Raw genomic sequence first — 14,224 nt, forward strand, 5'->3', positions numbered from 1 at the left:
AAGCCGCTTAATACGGAGTTAAACGACCGATTCGACCGTTTCGATCTCGTCGAGCTTGCGGTTCCGGATGGCCTCGCCGCTTTCCGTGTCGAAGAGGTGGATCGCGTTCTCGGGGAAGCGGACTTTGACGCGCTGGCCGGCCTTGAGCTGTTTCATCCCGCCGACAGTGGCGATGAACTGGTCGTCCATCGACTCGTCGAACTGTAGGTGGGCCGTGTTCTCGTTCCCACGTGGCTCGACGACGTGGACCGTCGAATCGAACACGTTGGGGCCGTTGCCCTGGACGAACTCGATGTCTTCAGGCCGGATGCCCAGTGTGATGTCGGTCGTCCCCTCGACTGCGGCGACCGTCTCGTCGCTGAGTTCGTACTCGAACCACTCGCCCCGTAGCGTCGACCCCTCCAGGGTCATCGGGAAGAAGTTCATCGACGGCTCGCCGATGAAACCCGCGACAAAGAGGTTGTTCGGCTCGTGGTAACACTCAAGCGGCGTCGCACACTGCTGGAGGACGCCGTCGTTGAGAATGGCGATGCGGTCGGACATCGTCATCGCCTCCGTCTGGTCGTGGGTGACGTACACCGTCGTCACGTCGAGGTCCTGCTGGAGTTCCTGGAGTTCGGTCCGCATCTCGGCTTTGAGCTTTGCGTCCAGGTTCGCCAGGGGCTCGTCCATCAGGAACACTTCGGGGTCCCGGACGATAGCACGTCCCAGCGCCACACGCTGTTGCTGGCCGCCGGAGAGTTCGCCGGGCTTGCGGTCGATGAGCTCGAAGATGCCCATGTCCTTACACGCTTGCTCGACGCGCTCGTTGATCTCGTCGTCGGGCATGTCCGTCGACTCCTCCAGCCCGAAGGCCATGTTCTCTCGCACGGTCATGTGCGGGTACAGGGCGTAGGACTGGAACACCATCGCTACGTTCCGACGTGCCGGTGGCTGGTCGTTGATTATCTGTCCGTCGAGCCGAATTTCGCCGCGCGTGATGTCTTCGAGTCCAGCGATCATTCGCAGCGTCGTCGACTTCCCACAGCCCGATGGGCCGACGACACAGAGGAACTCGCCGTCCTCGATGTCGACTGATACTTTATCGACCGCGACAATCTCGCCGTCGTCGTCTTGGAACGTCTTCGTTACCTCGTCCAGTGTGAGTTGTGCCATTGTGAATACCTCCGTGATTACTCTCCAGCGACGCCTTTCGCGAACTGTTCGCCGAACACGATGTAGACGAGCAGCGTCGGCAGTGCTGCGACGATGGCACCTGCCATCGTGGTGTTGAACGACTGGACGACCCCACCAGTGAGCGCCGCGAGGCGCTGGGTCGCCACCTGCGAGGCCGGCTCGTTGATGAGCACCAGCGCGAACAGCAGGTCGTTGTACACCTGCGTGAACTGGTAGATGAGCGTCACCGCGAACATCGGCAGCGACAGCGGAAGGATGATGTTGCGGTAAATGCTGAACGCGCTCGCGCCGTCGAGGCGAGCGGCCTCGATCATCTCGTCGGAGATGCTCTGGTAGTACGACCGGAACAGCAGCGTACAGATCGGAATTCCGTAGGCCGCGTGGGTGATCGACAGCTGGAGCAGCTGCACGTAGCCGTTACGGCTTGGATACTGCCAGTTGCCGCCCGTGATGAAGCCGAAGACGGTGTTGACGAAGCCGTTGAGCAGCCCCGGGAGCACCTGGAACCAGAACTGTGCCAGCGGGACCAGCACAGCCTGGTAGGGAATGAAGATACCCGCGATGATGAGGACGACCACGGCGACCTGGCCGCGCCAGCTAATCGTCGTCAATCCGTACGCGGTCATACTGCCAAGCAGCGCCGACACGATTGTCGCCGGAATCGCCATCAGCAGGGAGTTCAGCAGGCCCGGCCGGAGCGTGTTCCAAGCGGTCGCGAGCGCTTCGAGCGTGAAGCCGTCAGCGCCCGGCGGCGCGAACGGGAGCGTCTGTGCGAACGCGCTCTCGGTCTTGAACATCGTCATCACGGCCGTCTCCACCGGGAAGAGGTAGAAGACGATGCCGGCCAACAGCATGGCGTACAGTCCGATGCGGCTGTTCTCTGTACTGCGGAGTTCGTCGATGAAACCGCCGTCTCTGATACTCATAGTTCACCCCGTCGGTATTCGCTGTAGAGGTACGGTCCGATGACCAGCAGCGCGAGGGCAAACAGCACGATAGCGACGGCCGACCCGTACGCCCACTGGAGACTGTCGAACGCGACCCGATACATCATCGTCGCCAGAATATCCATGTTCGCTCCCGGCTGCGAGCCACGGAGCGCGTAGATGAAGTCGAACGCCTTCAGCGCGAACACCATCAGCACAACCGACGCCGACACCGCGGAGGCGCGGAGCTGCGGGATGATGACTCGCGCGTACATGCGAATCGTCGACGCGCCGTCGACCCGCGCAGCCTCGTAGTGTTCGGTCGGGATCGCCCGGAGGCCGGCGAGGAAGACGACCATCGCGTAGCCGCTGAACTGCCAGATGAGCGCGAAGATGACCGCCGCCAGGGCGGTCGTATTCCAGGACAGCCACTGAACGACTTCGGCGTTGACCCCTGCCGGGCGAAGCAGGCCCACGAGTGCCCCTTCGAGATTAAACAGTCGGAAGAGCTGATTGAGTACGCCGTTACGGGCGTTGTACACCCACGCCCACATCGTCGCGGTGACGACGAACGAGAGGCTCATCGGCAGCAGGTATATCGTCCGGAACGTGTTCTCGAAGCGTATCTGCTGGTCGATGAGGATGGCCACGAACAGGCCAAGCGCCAGACAGAGGACAGTGAACACGACCAGTAACACCACCGTGTTCTGTGCCGCCTGCCAGAACGTCCCGTCGTTCAGCATGCGGGTGTACATGCTGAAATCGAACGTCTCGTACTGTGCGCCGCCCAGGCCGCTGTAATCGGTCAGCGACAGGAGGAAGTTCCAGGCGATAGCGCCGTAGACGAAAAAGCCCGCAAACAGGACTGGCGGAAGCCAGAACGGGGCGGATTCGATGAGTTCCCACTCGATCGGCAGTGAGTTCCGCAGCGAGTCGCCCCGAGTCGTCTTCACCGTCGCCCCCCCGTCTGTTGCCAGTTGGTCACCGTCCGATTCGTCTCTCGATACCGCCGACCGGAGCCTACCTCCGGTGGCGAGGAGTCTGCTGAGTATCTCGCGCATGGTTGTGTCAGTCGTTCGCCGACGTGAGTTCGCCGTCCATCGTCCCGACGGATGTGTCGTCAGTCACATAGACTCGCCAGCCCGCACGCGCGCCGAAGCGCGACCCGGCCAAGCCTGTCGCACCAACACAGGCTGCCGGTCGCGGCGTCGACGCCGGCGTGACGGGTGTGCCATCCCGTCGTCGTGCCGAGCGGGCGAGCGGTTGCAACGCGGCGGGTACACCGGCTGCGAGCGTTCACGGTGTGTCACGTCCGTCGGTGTCCCATCGGGCCCCGAGAGCCGACGACGGCAGCAACACACCACCGTCACCGAGCATCAGAGGGCATCAGTCATGAACGTCTCTGTGGCGTCGAACTCATGGTAAGTGGAGAGAGATTCTACTTAATATTTCCGAATGATAATACACGTTTATCCAAGTCAGGGGTTCTGAGCGCCCGGTCTCCGTCTTTCGGTCGCGTTTCGCGGTGACTGGCCCGTCAGTCACGGGGCTGTGGCGAGTGGTGTCCCGACTCGTACCGGTGGGTTTTACGACCGGGCGAACCACCCCCCGGACGTATGACCGACGAGTACCGGACAGAGCAGGACAGTCTGGGTGAGATGCAGGTGCCAGCCGACGCGTACTGGGGGGCCCAAACGCAGCGCGCTGTCGAGAACTTCCCGATCAGCGACGTGACCTTCGGGCGGCGGTTCATCCGTGCGCTCGGCGTCGTCAAGAAAGCAGCTGCGCAGGCAAACCGCGACCTCGAAACGATTCCGGAAGACAAGGCGGACTGTATCGTCGAGGCCGCCGACGAGGTCATCGCCGCCGAGCACGACGACCAGTTCCCCGTCGACGTGTTCCAGACCGGGTCGGGCACGTCCTCGAACATGAACGCAAACGAGGTCATTTCCAACCGCGCCACCGAGCTGTACGGCGGCGACATCGGGACCCGCGAAATCCACCCGAACGACCACGTCAACTTCGGCCAGTCCAGCAACGACGTGATTCCGACGGCGATGCACGTCGCCTCGCTGGAGGCCGTCGAGAAGGACGTGATTCCCGGCCTGAAGACGCTGCGTGACGAACTCAAAGCAAAGGAGGAGGAGTTCGAGAATGTCGTCAAGACCGGCCGAACCCACCTTCAGGACGCGACGCCAGTGACGCTGGGCCAGGAGTTCTCCGGCTACCGCACGCAGGTCGAGAAGGGCATCTCCCGCGTGCAGGACACCCACGGCCGCCTGGCCGAGCTCGCACTCGGCGGGACCGCGGTCGGGACCGGGCTGAACACCCACCCCGAGTTCCCCGAGAAGGCCGCCGAGTACATCAGCGAGGAGACCGGTCTGGAGTTCCGCGAGGCCGACAACCACTTCGAGGCCCAGGCCGCCCACGACGCGATGTCCGAGGCCCACGGCGCGCTCCGGACGGTCGCCGGCTCGCTGAACAAGATCGCCAACGACCTCCGCTTGCTCGCCTCCGGCCCCCGGAACGGACTCGGCGAGATCGACCAGCCGGAGAACCAGCCCGGTTCCTCCATCATGCCCGGGAAGATCAATCCCGTCGTCGCCGAGGCGGTCAATCAGGTCCACAAGCAGGTCGTCGGCAACGACGCCGCCGTCTCGGCCGGCGCGGCAGAGGGCCAGATCGACCTGAACCTCTACAAGCCCGTGCTGGCCTCGAACTTCCTGCAGTCGGCCAAGCTCATCGCCAACAGCAGCGCGGTGTTCGGCGAGAAGTTCGTCGCCAAACTCGAAGCCGACGCCGACCACTGCGCCGAGCGCGTCGAGCAGAGCATGGCGCTGGCGACGGCACTCAACCCCGCCATCGGCTACGACAAGGCGAGCAAGGTCGCCAAGAAAGCCCTCGCCGAGGAGAAGACCATCCGCGAGGTTGTCCTCGAAGAGGGGTATCTCGACGAGGACGAAGTCGACGACGTGCTCGATCCCGAGAAAATGACGAAGCGCGGGATTTTGGGTGAGGAGTAGCGAGGAAGCTCCCTACGGTCGCTTCCTCGAAATCACGAACGGGGAACGAAGGGACCCGTGAGCAGCGAGGAGTGCGACCGTCACGCGGGAGCCGCGCCCGAGCGCGGCAACGACGCGAACAGTCGCCCCACTCTCAAACCCGTGATTCGTCGGCGAGAACATACCGGCTCTCGGGGTAGCGCTCGCCGCCGATTTCGGTGTCATTCTCGTCGGCGAACTCGAACCCGAACCGCTCGTAGAATTCGGCTCCGGGCTCGTTCGCCGAGAGCACCATCGCGTTGATCCGCTCGATATCGCGCTCGAACAGGTCTTCGCAGGTCCGCTCTAACAGGGCTTGGCCGATTCCCGCTCGTCGATGATCCGGATGAACGTACAACCGGAGAATGTACCCCTCGCGGTCGGCCTCGTGCCACGTCGCGTGTGCGAACCCGACGACTGACTCGTCGCGTTCGGAAACGAGCAGCAGTGTCTGGGATTCGACCAGTTCCAACTCGATCTGCTCGGGTGAGTACCAGTCGCTGACACCGTCTTCGACCGTTTCGCGGGTGAGGATGTCCGGGTAGTCCGTCTCCCAGGCCGCCCTCGCAATCCGATTGATGGCCGTCACGTCGTCCGGAGTTGCCGTTCTGACTGACATGTGAAAACATATGGCATAGTCTGGGATATGTTTTCCCAGTCGAGTGGGGGTGAAATATCAGGTATTGTCCCGACACCCGAGTCTGGCCTGCGGAACCGACTACACAACAGCCAGAATTCATAATCTTTTTTAATTATGATTACGAGAGATACGACATCGATGCGTTACTCCGAAACGTTGCAGTTGTTCGACCAAGCCTGTGATTTCCCCGCCGACCACACCACCGTCGTCCAGCAGCTCGGCGATGTCAAACTGGTCGCCCAGAACGGCGACTCCGTCCGGGTGAGTGAGGTATTAAATCGAACCGGCGAAACAAAATACGAGAGTTCTGAGGGGCTGTATAACTCGCTTGTGGGGAACCTCGACGACAATTTCATCGGCCAGAAGTACTACGACGACCGGGCCGGAAGCACCGCCGGAACCGACGAGGTTCGGATCGAGACCGACAGGCTGTAACTCGATTCCTGCCCAGTGCTGGCCGTGGTCTGGGTCAGTTCCCCGGCGCGGTTTCGTTCAGCCACGCCGGCCGGGTGACGGTCGTCTCGCCGACGCGCTCGTACCAGAACCGGTACGCAACGACGCGGTCCTCGGTGCGGTACCGAACGTCAAACTGGCGGACGAGGCCGTCGGGTTCGACCAGTAGTTCGACGCGGAACCCCTCCAGTCGCTCGTTCGTCGGAATCTCGCCGCCGGTGCCCCGAATCCGATACATACGTCTGCCGTCTCTGGTGACGACGGTCGTGGAACTCCGGTTCACCACGGCGTACTGGTTCAGGTAAAACGTCGCCCGGTAGGCGTACTTGTCGCCGCCAAAGCGGACCGTGCCGCGCTGGCGCTCGACGGTGCCGTTGTCACGACGTTCGTACCAGTTGGTACCGTCGGCGAAGGTCGATTGCTCGTATCGCTCGACGGTGCCGTTCGGACCGGTCGTCAGTCGAACCATCTCGTCGCGGTACCGCGTCGGTGATTCGACCGCGATGGTTTCGGTTCGCCGGACGGAACTGGTGTCGTTCCGGCCGGTACTGAACTCGTTGTACCCCTCGTTCAGCGTGTAACTGGTCCCGTTGAGCGCCTGCTGGTGGGCGGCCGAGAGGAGGGCGACGTTCTCAAGGCCGTCCGTGGTAACGCCGGGCGGCGGGTCCGGCGTGGCTGCCGTAGCCGGCTCCGTCGCAGTCGGCACCGGCGCTGGCGTGATAGTACCCCGGTCGGGGGTGTCAGTGCCGACGAAGGCGTTACAGCCGGCTGTCGACAGGAGAACGACGAGAGCGACCGTCGACAGCCAGCGCATACTGACACTGCGGGAGAGACTGCCAAAAGCGCGGCGGCGAGCGCGGGAAGGGTGCGTTTTTTGGCCCCCGGTCCCGGACACCTCGACAATGACCGAGTACGACTACGAGGAGCTGGGGCTGGTCGCCGGCCTGGAGATCCACCAGCAACTCGACACCGCGACGAAGCTGTTCTGTGACTGTCCGACGACGATCCGCGAGCCCGAAGAGAGCGGGCGCTCCTTCACCCGCTATCTCCACCCGACCAAGAGCGAACTCGGGGAGATCGACGAGGCGGCGCTGGAGGAGAGCATGGTCGACCGGGAGTTCGAGTACCTGGCTTACGATACGACCTGTCTCGTCGAAGAGGACGACGAGCCGCCCCACCGCGTCGACCGCGAGGCGATGGAGACGGCACTCGAAATCGCGCAACTGCTCGATATGAACGTCGTCGACCAGGTGAACGTCATGCGCAAGATCGTCGTCGATGGCTCGAACACCACGGGGTTCCAGCGGTCGATGCTGGTCGCCAACGACGGGGCCATCGAGACCGGCGACGGTCCGGTCGGTATCGAGGACATGCTGCTTGAGGAGGAGTCCTGCCAGCGCGTCGAAGAGACCGACGACGGTGTTCGCTTCTCGCTTGACCGGCTCGGAATCCCACTTGTGGAAATCGGGACGAAGCCGGACATCAGTTCGCCCGAGCAGGCCCGCGAGGCCGCAGAACGCATCGGCATGCTGCTGCGCTCGACCGGGAAAGTCAAGCGCGGCCTCGGGACCATCCGGCAGGACGTGAACGTCTCCATCGAGGAGGGCGCACGCATCGAACTGAAGGGCGTCCAGAGCCTCGACGACATCGACGACCTGGTCCGCAACGAGGTCCGCCGGCAGGTCGAACTGCTCGATATCGCCGAGGAACTCGGCGAGCGCGACGCCGCCATCGGCGAGCCACAGGACGTGACCGAAGTGTTCGAGGACACGGACTCGGGCGTCATCGAAGGCGCGCTCGCCTCGGGCGGCGATGTGCAGGGACTGCTACTTTCGGGCTTCGACGGCCTCGTCGGCCGCGAGATTCAGCCGGACCGACGGCTCGGGACGGAACTGTCCGACCACGCCAAGCGCCACGGCGCGGGCGGTATCTTCCACACCGACGAACTCCCGGCCTACGGCGTCACCGAGGCGGAAGTCGAGGCGTTGCGGGACGCCGTCGGGGCCGGTCCTGAGGACGCCGTCGCCCTCGTCGCCGACGACCCCGAGACCGCCGAACTGGCTATCGACGCCGTCGCCGAGCGGGCTGAAACGGCGCTGGAGGGCGTCCCCGAAGAGACCCGCGACGCCAACGAGGACGCCACCTCCCGATATCTCCGCCCGCTCCCCGGCGCGGCGCGGATGTACCCCGAAACGGACGTGCCACCTGTCGAGCCTGACGTGACTGAAGTCGAGACGCCGGAACTGCTCACCGAGAAGGTCGACCGGTACGAGAGCGAGTTCGACCTCGGCTCCGGCCTCGCCGAGCAGGTCGCCTACGGCCAGCGATGGCCGCTGTTCGAGGCGCTGGTGGCGGAGGCCGGCGTCGACCCGACGCTGGCCGCCGGGACGCTGGAGTCGACGCTGACCGAACTCCGCCGCGACGACGTGCCCGTCGAGAACCTCACCGACCAGCACCTACAGGACGCGATTCTCCTGGTCGACGGCGGGGACGTGCCCCGCGAGGGAATGGAAGACCTCCTGACGGCGCTCGCAGAGACCCCGTCGCTGACGGCCGAGGAAGCCGTCGAACAGGAGGGGCTGGGCGGCGTCGACGAATCGGAGGTCCGGGACGCTGTCGCCGAGGTCGTCGAGCGCCACGAGGACCAGGTCGCCGAGGAGGGGATGGGCGCGTTCTCGGCGCTGATGGGCGAATGCATGGGCGCGCTCCGTGGCAAGGCCGACGGCGATACGGTCAGTGACGTGTTGCGCTCGGAGATCCAGAAGCGGGCTTAATTTGTCCGGTCAGATTTCAACGCAGCTATTTCGACGGATTCCCGTGTCAGGCTATCGCTGCCCTTGGAGCAGTCGTGTTCGAGCGTCGATTCGAGCAGGGGTACGAGCGCCGGTGCGTTCGGTCCGACATCGACCGTGTCTTCTGACTGATCGTACCGAATGACGCCAGCGTCGACCAGCCGTGGGAGGTGGTTGTGATACAGCGCCGTGTAAATATCGAGGCGCTCGTCGCGGTACTCCTCGACCGGCGTCCCGTATTCGATTTCGGTGACCGTGTCCGTCAGCACTGCCAGCGAGACCGGCGTCGTGTACTGGGAAAGCGCGTACAGGAGGTACCGACGATAGCGCGAGGAGAGGAGCGACAGCCGGTCGTCCATCGGCATCGGTTCGTGTGTCTCAGTCTGGGCGGGGTTCATATCTGTGGGGGTTTCGTGATGGGTTGGAACGTGGGGGTTCGAGCGTGGTTTCCTGTGACAGCATAGCGTGTCCGCTTGCATGCTACGCGGCGGTGCCGCGATACTGAGATGGTGTTCAGGGACTCTCCAGTACGGTTTCAGGCCTGTGTTCTGGTTCGTCCGTGGGCTGTGCTGTCTCTGCGAGGCGGTTGACGCGGTCGGCGACGCGGTAGACGGTCCCGTTTCGCGTGCAGGGCGCGACATGGCGGAGGTCGCCGTCGACGTATTCGGCGAGGCCAATCGTCGGTAGCGTGATGATGTCTACAGATTCATCTGTGGCCATGTTCGTCACCGCGTGGTGCCAATCGAAGGCGTCCAGCGAGGCACCAGAATCTCGCTCCCACTGTTCAAACATGGTGAGACGGTCCAACAGCTCCCGTCCTGCTGCCGTCCGCTGTGCGAGCGCCGGTGCTATCCGGCTACCCCAGACCAGTATCGACAGGTCGTCGATGCGGCCGGCTTCTTCGAGAGCCTGCAACTGATCGATGACGTGGTTCTGTTGCCGTGTCGCGTCTTCGGGACACAGCGACCGAACGAACAATTCGACGCGGACTGTATTGGCGGTGGGCTCCATGGTGGGGCGTAGGTTTCGTGTGCATCGGTACTCCGGTAACCGTCCTAAGCACTCCCTCTAGGGGCCTAGAATCTATCAGGAAGACTCGAAGTAGTGGGTGATATATACGGGTTGTACCTTGTTCGGTAGGTAGCTGTGGTGACACGGCCACCGAGAACCAATCACGTTTCGTATGTAAATTAGGATGGGTGTCCGGAAAGCAATATTATTCAACGTCTATATGCACCTCTGTCTAAGTGTGTAAATATTAAATTTGTAACTAAACGTCGGGCGTTAAGTGGCCCGCCGTCGCAGTATGTGTATGGTACCAAGTGTCGTCGACAGTCACGATGTCGCGGCCCTGTACGGCCCGGCCATCGATACCGTACCTATCATGTTCGCTATCGTGGACGCCGACGGGGTGATTCTCTCGACGAACGAGACCTGGAGCGAGTTCGGCCGGGCAAACGGGATTCAGATGACGCCGGACACGCTCGGGGTGAACTATCTCGACATCACGGAGATGGCGGACGACGCGAGCGCACGACAGGCAGCCGACGGCATCAGGGCCGTCCTTGCCGGCGAGCAGCCGACATTCGAACTCGAATACCCGTGTCACTCCCCGTCGATGGACCGGTGGTTCCTGTTGTATGTCGCCCCGTTCACCGTGGGCGGGTCCCGATACGCGTCCGTCGCACACATCGATATCACGGCCCGGAAGCAGCGGGAATCGACCTTGGAGTCCGCCTACGACATCTGTACCGACGTGGACCGAACGTTCGAAGAGCAACTCGACGCCCTGTTAGAGCTCGGTCGAGACGTGCTCGGAACCGCTTTCGGGACGCTGTCCCGGGTCTACGGGGACGAGTACGTGTTCGAAGCGGTGACGGCCCCGCCGTCTGCCGACCTCGATGCGGGCACCACGGTCAGCATCGACGAACTCCCGAACTGCAGACACGTCGTCGAACACCGCGAACCGCTTGCACTCCGCGATGTCGAAGCGGACGCCCCGGAACTCGCCGACCCGGAGTGGGGTATTGCGAGCTACATCGGCGCGCCCATCGTCGTTGACGGGGAGGTGTACGGGACGTTCTGTTTCTACGGATTAGAGCCCCGAGAGACTGAGTTTACCCGGTGGGACCTGACGTTCGTCCGGATACTCGCCGACTGGGCGGGCTATGAACTCGAACGACACCGCCGCACGGAGCAGCGCAACGCCCTGAGCACGGCCCTCCCCGACCCCAGTTTCGTCATCGACGCGGAAGGGCGGGTGCTCGACTGTCTGGCCGACCCCGAGACGATGGTGCTCGTTGATGACACCGACGTGCTTGCCGGCCAGACGCTGCACGATGCACTCGGGGACGACACCGCCGACTCGCTGCTCGCGACCGTTCGGACGGCGCTCCAAACCGGGTCGTTGCAGTCCGTGGAGTACAAACTGCAGACTCCCTCGGGCGACCGGTGGTTCGAGGCGCGGGTCGCGCCGCTCGAAACCCGCGCGTACGACCCTGAAAGCGCCATCCTCGTCGCACGCGATATCACCGCACACAAGGACCGCCAGACTGAGCTTGAACGCCAGCGCGACGAACTCGAACAGGCCCAGCGGCTCAATGTTCTGGGCCGCGAAATTGCGAAGGCGCTTCAGGACACCCAGACCCGCGAGGAAATCGAATCGGCGGTGTGTACGCACCTCACCGAATCAGACCTGTACCGCGCCGTCTGGACCGGGACCAGAGAGAGCGACACGGCAGTGGCACTGGGTGCATCCGCCGGGCTGGGTGAAGTGACGCCGGACAGTATTTCGCCCGCGGAGCACGGGCTCGCGATAGACGCTATCGACTCCAGCGAGGTACAGGTCGTCGAGGACATCACCGCCGTTTCGACGGCGTCAGCCGCCGAAGCGGACCGCCCCCTCCTCGCGGACCGCTCCGCCGTCGCGGCAATCCCCTTAACGACCGGCGAGACCACGTACGGCGTGTTGTTGGTGTACGCGCCGGTTGGGGCCACAATCGGCTGTCGGGAGTCGGACATCCTCGCCGACCTGGGCCGGCTCATCGCGCTCTCTATCCAGCGCGTTCACAGTCAGCAGTCGCTCTTGGCGGCAACGACTGTCAAACTGGAGTTTCTGACACCGGACTCCGACGGCATCTTTGCCAGGCTCTCCGCTGACCTCGACTGCTCGGTCACGCTCGAACGGCGTGTTCCGACCAGTGCCGGGAACTGCCTCTACTACGTTCGCGTCAGCGGTGCGGAGACTGATCTGGTGTGTCAGGCGCTTCGGGAGATACCGTCGGTCGCCTCCTGTACCGTCGTCGAGGCGGCGGCGGAGAACCGAGCGCCGCTTCTCGAAGTCACGGTCGACGAGATATCAGCGTCACCGCTTGACACCCTCGCGGACTACGGTGGAGCCGTGACGCGGGCCGTCGCAGCGGACGGTGACCTGCGCTTTTCGGCGGAGCTGGCACCGGATGTGGACATTCGCGCCGTCGTCGAGGCAATTCGGGAAACCGCGCCTGGGACGGAACTCCGGAGCAAGCAGTACGTCGACCAGCCAGTCTCGACGGCCACGGACTTCCAGACGCGGATACGCGACGGGCTGACGCCGAAACAGGCCGCCGCACTCAAGACAGCCTACGCACGCGGGTACTACGACTGGCCCCGAAAGAGCTCAGCCGAGGACTTGGCTGCTGCCCTCGATATCTCAGCGCCGACGCTTCACTACCGGCTGCGGAAGGCCCACGACGCCGTTATCGGCGCGCTGTTCGACTCCGAAACCGGATTCGAAGGGCTCACCTAGCCGGTCAGTCGTCCTCGGCGCGCTCGATGCGCTGTCGCGCCTGCCGGAACAGGCCCCGGAGGGTCTTCGTCTCGCGGCCGGTCGGCTGGGCGCGTCCGAGGACCCGACGGAACAGCCGCCGGGCCTTGTGCTGTTTCTCCTCGGGATGACCGATAGCCCGCAGGAATCGGTCGAACTCCGCGTGCAGTCCCTCGACGGCCGGCTTCGCAGCCAGCGTGTGCAGTTCCTCGGGGTGCTGGGTCTCCGAGACGGTCAGGTCACGGAGTTCATACAGAACGATAGTCGCTGCCTGACCGAGGTTCAGAACGGGATAGGACTCGCTGGCCGGGATCGAACAGATCACGTCTAGTCGGGCAAGTTCGTCGTTCGAGAGTCCCACCCGCTCGCGGCCGAAGACGACGCAGATATCGCCGTCCACATCCCGAAGCGAGTCGGCCAGATCGGCCGGCGTCGTCGCGGGATACCGGACGTGGTTGGCCGGGTCCTCGTTCGTCGTCGCCGTACAGGCGACGGTGTGGTAGTTCTCGACGATCTCGTCGAACGTCACCGTCCGGGCGTTCGGGAGAATGTCGTCCCGGGCCTGTCCGGCAAAGCCGTACGCTTCGCCGTCGGGGTCCAGTTCCGGCGGGTCGACGAGTAGCAGTTCAGACAGGCCGAAGTTCTTCATCGACCGGGCGATGGTCCCGACGTTGCCCGGCGTCTCCGCGTCGACGACGGCGACCGAAATCATACGTCCAGGTCGCTGAGGTCCATATCAATCGCGTCGAGGTCCTCCTGGTCCATCTGCTCGACTTCCTCTTCGAGGCCCGGAATCGCCTCGTCCCTGTCGGGAGCCTCCGGCAGTGCTGTCGGGTCCTCTTCGACGTGTTCGAGGCCAGCGTAGTCCTCGGGGGCGCGGTTCCCATCACGGAACCACTCGTGGAAGGCCGACGCCAGGTCGGTATCGCCGGCGTACGCTTCGCCGCCTTCCTCGCGGAACCAGTAGATGAAGTCCGTCTCGTGGTCCGAACAGAGGACCACCTCGCCCATCGGCTCCCCGTAGATGGCGTCGGCGACGTTGCACTGTTCGATGTCCTCGTCGCCGTGAATCAGCCAGCAGGCATCACAGGGGTCGACCACCCGCTCTGCGAGCACCAGTAGCCGCTGGCGGGTCTCCGGCTCCATCGTCTTGAGCGGGCGGACCCGTCCGTCCGGTCCGAGCACGTCCTCGTCGAAGCGCCAGCCCCGAAGCCCGATATTGACCTTGCTCATACGTCAGGGTGGGAGAGTCCCGGACTAAAAGAGCGCGATATGCCGGTCGAGCGATGTCGGGCCAGCCGCGTTCCACCGCCGTCCCGCGGAGAGACAGGGGGTTCGTATCCGGTTACACCCGCCGATAGTTCGAAACATAGACAGTTCTAGCTAAATTT

Annotated in this window: 14 protein-coding genes; 4 read left to right on the plus strand and 10 right to left on the minus strand. The window is 63.7% G+C overall.

What is annotated here, in order from left to right; genetic code table 11:
- Positions 1–18 precede the first annotated feature (18 nt).
- The 4 genes from Harman_RS04275 to Harman_RS04290 are packed head-to-tail and all read right to left on the minus strand — an operon-like array spanning position 19 to position 3,371.
- The gene (locus Harman_RS04275) at positions 19–1,155 is read right to left on the minus strand and encodes an ABC transporter ATP-binding protein (protein WP_137682563.1); all 1,137 of its coding nucleotides are present in this window, start codon (positions 1,153–1,155) and stop codon (positions 19–21) included.
- Positions 1,156–1,172: 17 nt separating this feature from the next.
- Complete coding sequence (locus Harman_RS04280) at positions 1,173–2,102, minus strand: carbohydrate ABC transporter permease (protein WP_137682564.1); 930 nt, start codon at positions 2,100–2,102, stop codon at positions 1,173–1,175.
- Positions 2,099–3,163, minus strand: a complete 1,065-nt coding sequence (locus Harman_RS04285) for a carbohydrate ABC transporter permease (protein WP_137682565.1) — start codon at positions 3,161–3,163, stop codon at positions 2,099–2,101. The genes Harman_RS04280 and Harman_RS04285 overlap by 4 nt, the downstream gene beginning before the upstream one ends.
- 7 nt (positions 3,164–3,170) lie before the next feature.
- Entirely contained in the window at positions 3,171–3,371 is a 201-nt protein-coding gene (locus Harman_RS04290; RefSeq protein WP_137682566.1) for a hypothetical protein, read from the minus strand.
- A 347-nt stretch (positions 3,372–3,718) separates the two neighbouring features.
- Here Harman_RS04290 and Harman_RS04295 point away from each other — a divergent pair, with 347 nt between their 5' ends.
- Positions 3,719–5,125: a class II fumarate hydratase gene (locus Harman_RS04295; protein ID WP_137682567.1), complete on the plus strand. Its 1,407-nt coding sequence runs from the start codon at positions 3,719–3,721 to the stop codon at positions 5,123–5,125.
- 133 nt (positions 5,126–5,258) lie between these two features.
- Here the strand turns inward: Harman_RS04295 and Harman_RS04300 are convergent, their stop codons facing one another.
- Complete coding sequence (locus tag Harman_RS04300) at positions 5,259–5,762, minus strand: GNAT family N-acetyltransferase (RefSeq protein WP_137682568.1); 504 nt, start codon at positions 5,760–5,762, stop codon at positions 5,259–5,261.
- A 159-nt stretch (positions 5,763–5,921) separates the two neighbouring features.
- On the opposite strand from Harman_RS04300, the gene Harman_RS04305 reads away from it, so the two are divergent.
- Entirely contained in the window at positions 5,922–6,218 is a 297-nt protein-coding gene (locus tag Harman_RS04305) for a DUF5789 family protein (protein ID WP_137682569.1), read from the plus strand.
- A gap of 34 nt (positions 6,219–6,252) precedes the next feature.
- Here Harman_RS04305 and Harman_RS04310 read toward each other — a convergent pair whose 3' ends face one another.
- Entirely contained in the window at positions 6,253–7,050 is a 798-nt protein-coding gene (locus Harman_RS04310) for a DUF7537 family lipoprotein (protein WP_137682570.1), read from the minus strand.
- A gap of 88 nt (positions 7,051–7,138) precedes the next feature.
- On the opposite strand from Harman_RS04310, the gene gatE reads away from it, so the two are divergent.
- Positions 7,139–9,010, plus strand: coding sequence for a Glu-tRNA(Gln) amidotransferase subunit GatE (gatE, locus tag Harman_RS04315; protein ID WP_137682571.1), 1,872 nt, complete (start codon positions 7,139–7,141; stop codon positions 9,008–9,010).
- Here gatE and Harman_RS04320 read toward each other — a convergent pair.
- Together Harman_RS04320 and Harman_RS04325 are read right to left on the minus strand one after the other, a co-directional pair.
- Positions 9,007–9,426 carry a DUF7344 domain-containing protein gene (locus Harman_RS04320; RefSeq protein ID WP_137682572.1) on the minus strand — a complete coding sequence of 140 codons (420 nt, stop codon included), beginning with the start codon at positions 9,424–9,426 and terminating at the stop codon, positions 9,007–9,009. The genes gatE and Harman_RS04320 overlap by 4 nt on opposite strands.
- 115 nt (positions 9,427–9,541) lie before the next feature.
- Entirely contained in the window at positions 9,542–10,039 is a 498-nt protein-coding gene (locus tag Harman_RS04325) for an HTH domain-containing protein (RefSeq protein ID WP_137682573.1), read from the minus strand.
- A 301-nt stretch (positions 10,040–10,340) separates the two neighbouring features.
- On the opposite strand from Harman_RS04325, the gene Harman_RS04330 reads away from it, so the two are divergent.
- The gene (locus Harman_RS04330; RefSeq protein WP_137682574.1) at positions 10,341–12,815 is read left to right on the plus strand and encodes a bacterio-opsin activator domain-containing protein; all 2,475 of its coding nucleotides are present in this window, start codon (positions 10,341–10,343) and stop codon (positions 12,813–12,815) included.
- A gap of 4 nt (positions 12,816–12,819) precedes the next feature.
- Here Harman_RS04330 and Harman_RS04335 read toward each other — a convergent pair whose 3' ends face one another.
- Together Harman_RS04335 and Harman_RS04340 are read right to left on the minus strand one after the other, a co-directional pair.
- On the minus strand, positions 12,820–13,545 hold the full coding sequence (locus Harman_RS04335; RefSeq protein WP_137682575.1) for an RNA methyltransferase: 726 nt from the start codon (positions 13,543–13,545) through the stop codon (positions 12,820–12,822).
- Positions 13,542–14,066, minus strand: coding sequence for a hypothetical protein (locus tag Harman_RS04340; RefSeq protein WP_137682576.1), 525 nt, complete (start codon positions 14,064–14,066; stop codon positions 13,542–13,544). The genes Harman_RS04335 and Harman_RS04340 overlap by 4 nt, the downstream gene beginning before the upstream one ends.
- Positions 14,067–14,224 lie beyond the last annotated feature (158 nt).

This window comes from Haloarcula mannanilytica, from assembly GCF_005406125.1.
Taxonomy (GTDB): domain Archaea; phylum Halobacteriota; class Halobacteria; order Halobacteriales; family Haloarculaceae; genus Haloarcula; species Haloarcula mannanilytica.

Excerpts from the sequence above, each read along its gene's own strand:
- Harman_RS04275 (WP_137682563.1), bottom strand. The coding sequence starts at position 1,155 with ATGGCACAACTCACACTGGACGAGGTAACGAAGACGTTCCAAGACGAC.
- Harman_RS04280 (WP_137682564.1), bottom strand. The coding sequence starts at position 2,102 with ATGAGTATCAGAGACGGCGGTTTCATCGACGAACTCCGCAGTACAGAG.
- Harman_RS04285 (WP_137682565.1), bottom strand. The coding sequence starts at position 3,163 with ATGCGCGAGATACTCAGCAGACTCCTCGCCACCGGAGGTAGGCTCCGG.
- Harman_RS04295 (WP_137682567.1), top strand. The coding sequence starts at position 3,719 with ATGACCGACGAGTACCGGACAGAGCAGGACAGTCTGGGTGAGATGCAG.
- Harman_RS04300 (WP_137682568.1), bottom strand. The coding sequence starts at position 5,762 with ATGTCAGTCAGAACGGCAACTCCGGACGACGTGACGGCCATCAATCGG.
- Harman_RS04305 (WP_137682569.1), top strand. The coding sequence starts at position 5,922 with ATGCGTTACTCCGAAACGTTGCAGTTGTTCGACCAAGCCTGTGATTTC.
- Harman_RS04310 (WP_137682570.1), bottom strand. The coding sequence starts at position 7,050 with ATGCGCTGGCTGTCGACGGTCGCTCTCGTCGTTCTCCTGTCGACAGCC.
- gatE (WP_137682571.1), top strand. The coding sequence starts at position 7,139 with ATGACCGAGTACGACTACGAGGAGCTGGGGCTGGTCGCCGGCCTGGAG.
- Harman_RS04320 (WP_137682572.1), bottom strand. The coding sequence starts at position 9,426 with ATGAACCCCGCCCAGACTGAGACACACGAACCGATGCCGATGGACGAC.
- Harman_RS04325 (WP_137682573.1), bottom strand. The coding sequence starts at position 10,039 with ATGGAGCCCACCGCCAATACAGTCCGCGTCGAATTGTTCGTTCGGTCG.
- Harman_RS04330 (WP_137682574.1), top strand. The coding sequence starts at position 10,341 with ATGGTACCAAGTGTCGTCGACAGTCACGATGTCGCGGCCCTGTACGGC.
- Harman_RS04335 (WP_137682575.1), bottom strand. The coding sequence starts at position 13,545 with ATGATTTCGGTCGCCGTCGTCGACGCGGAGACGCCGGGCAACGTCGGG.
- Harman_RS04340 (WP_137682576.1), bottom strand. The coding sequence starts at position 14,066 with ATGAGCAAGGTCAATATCGGGCTTCGGGGCTGGCGCTTCGACGAGGAC.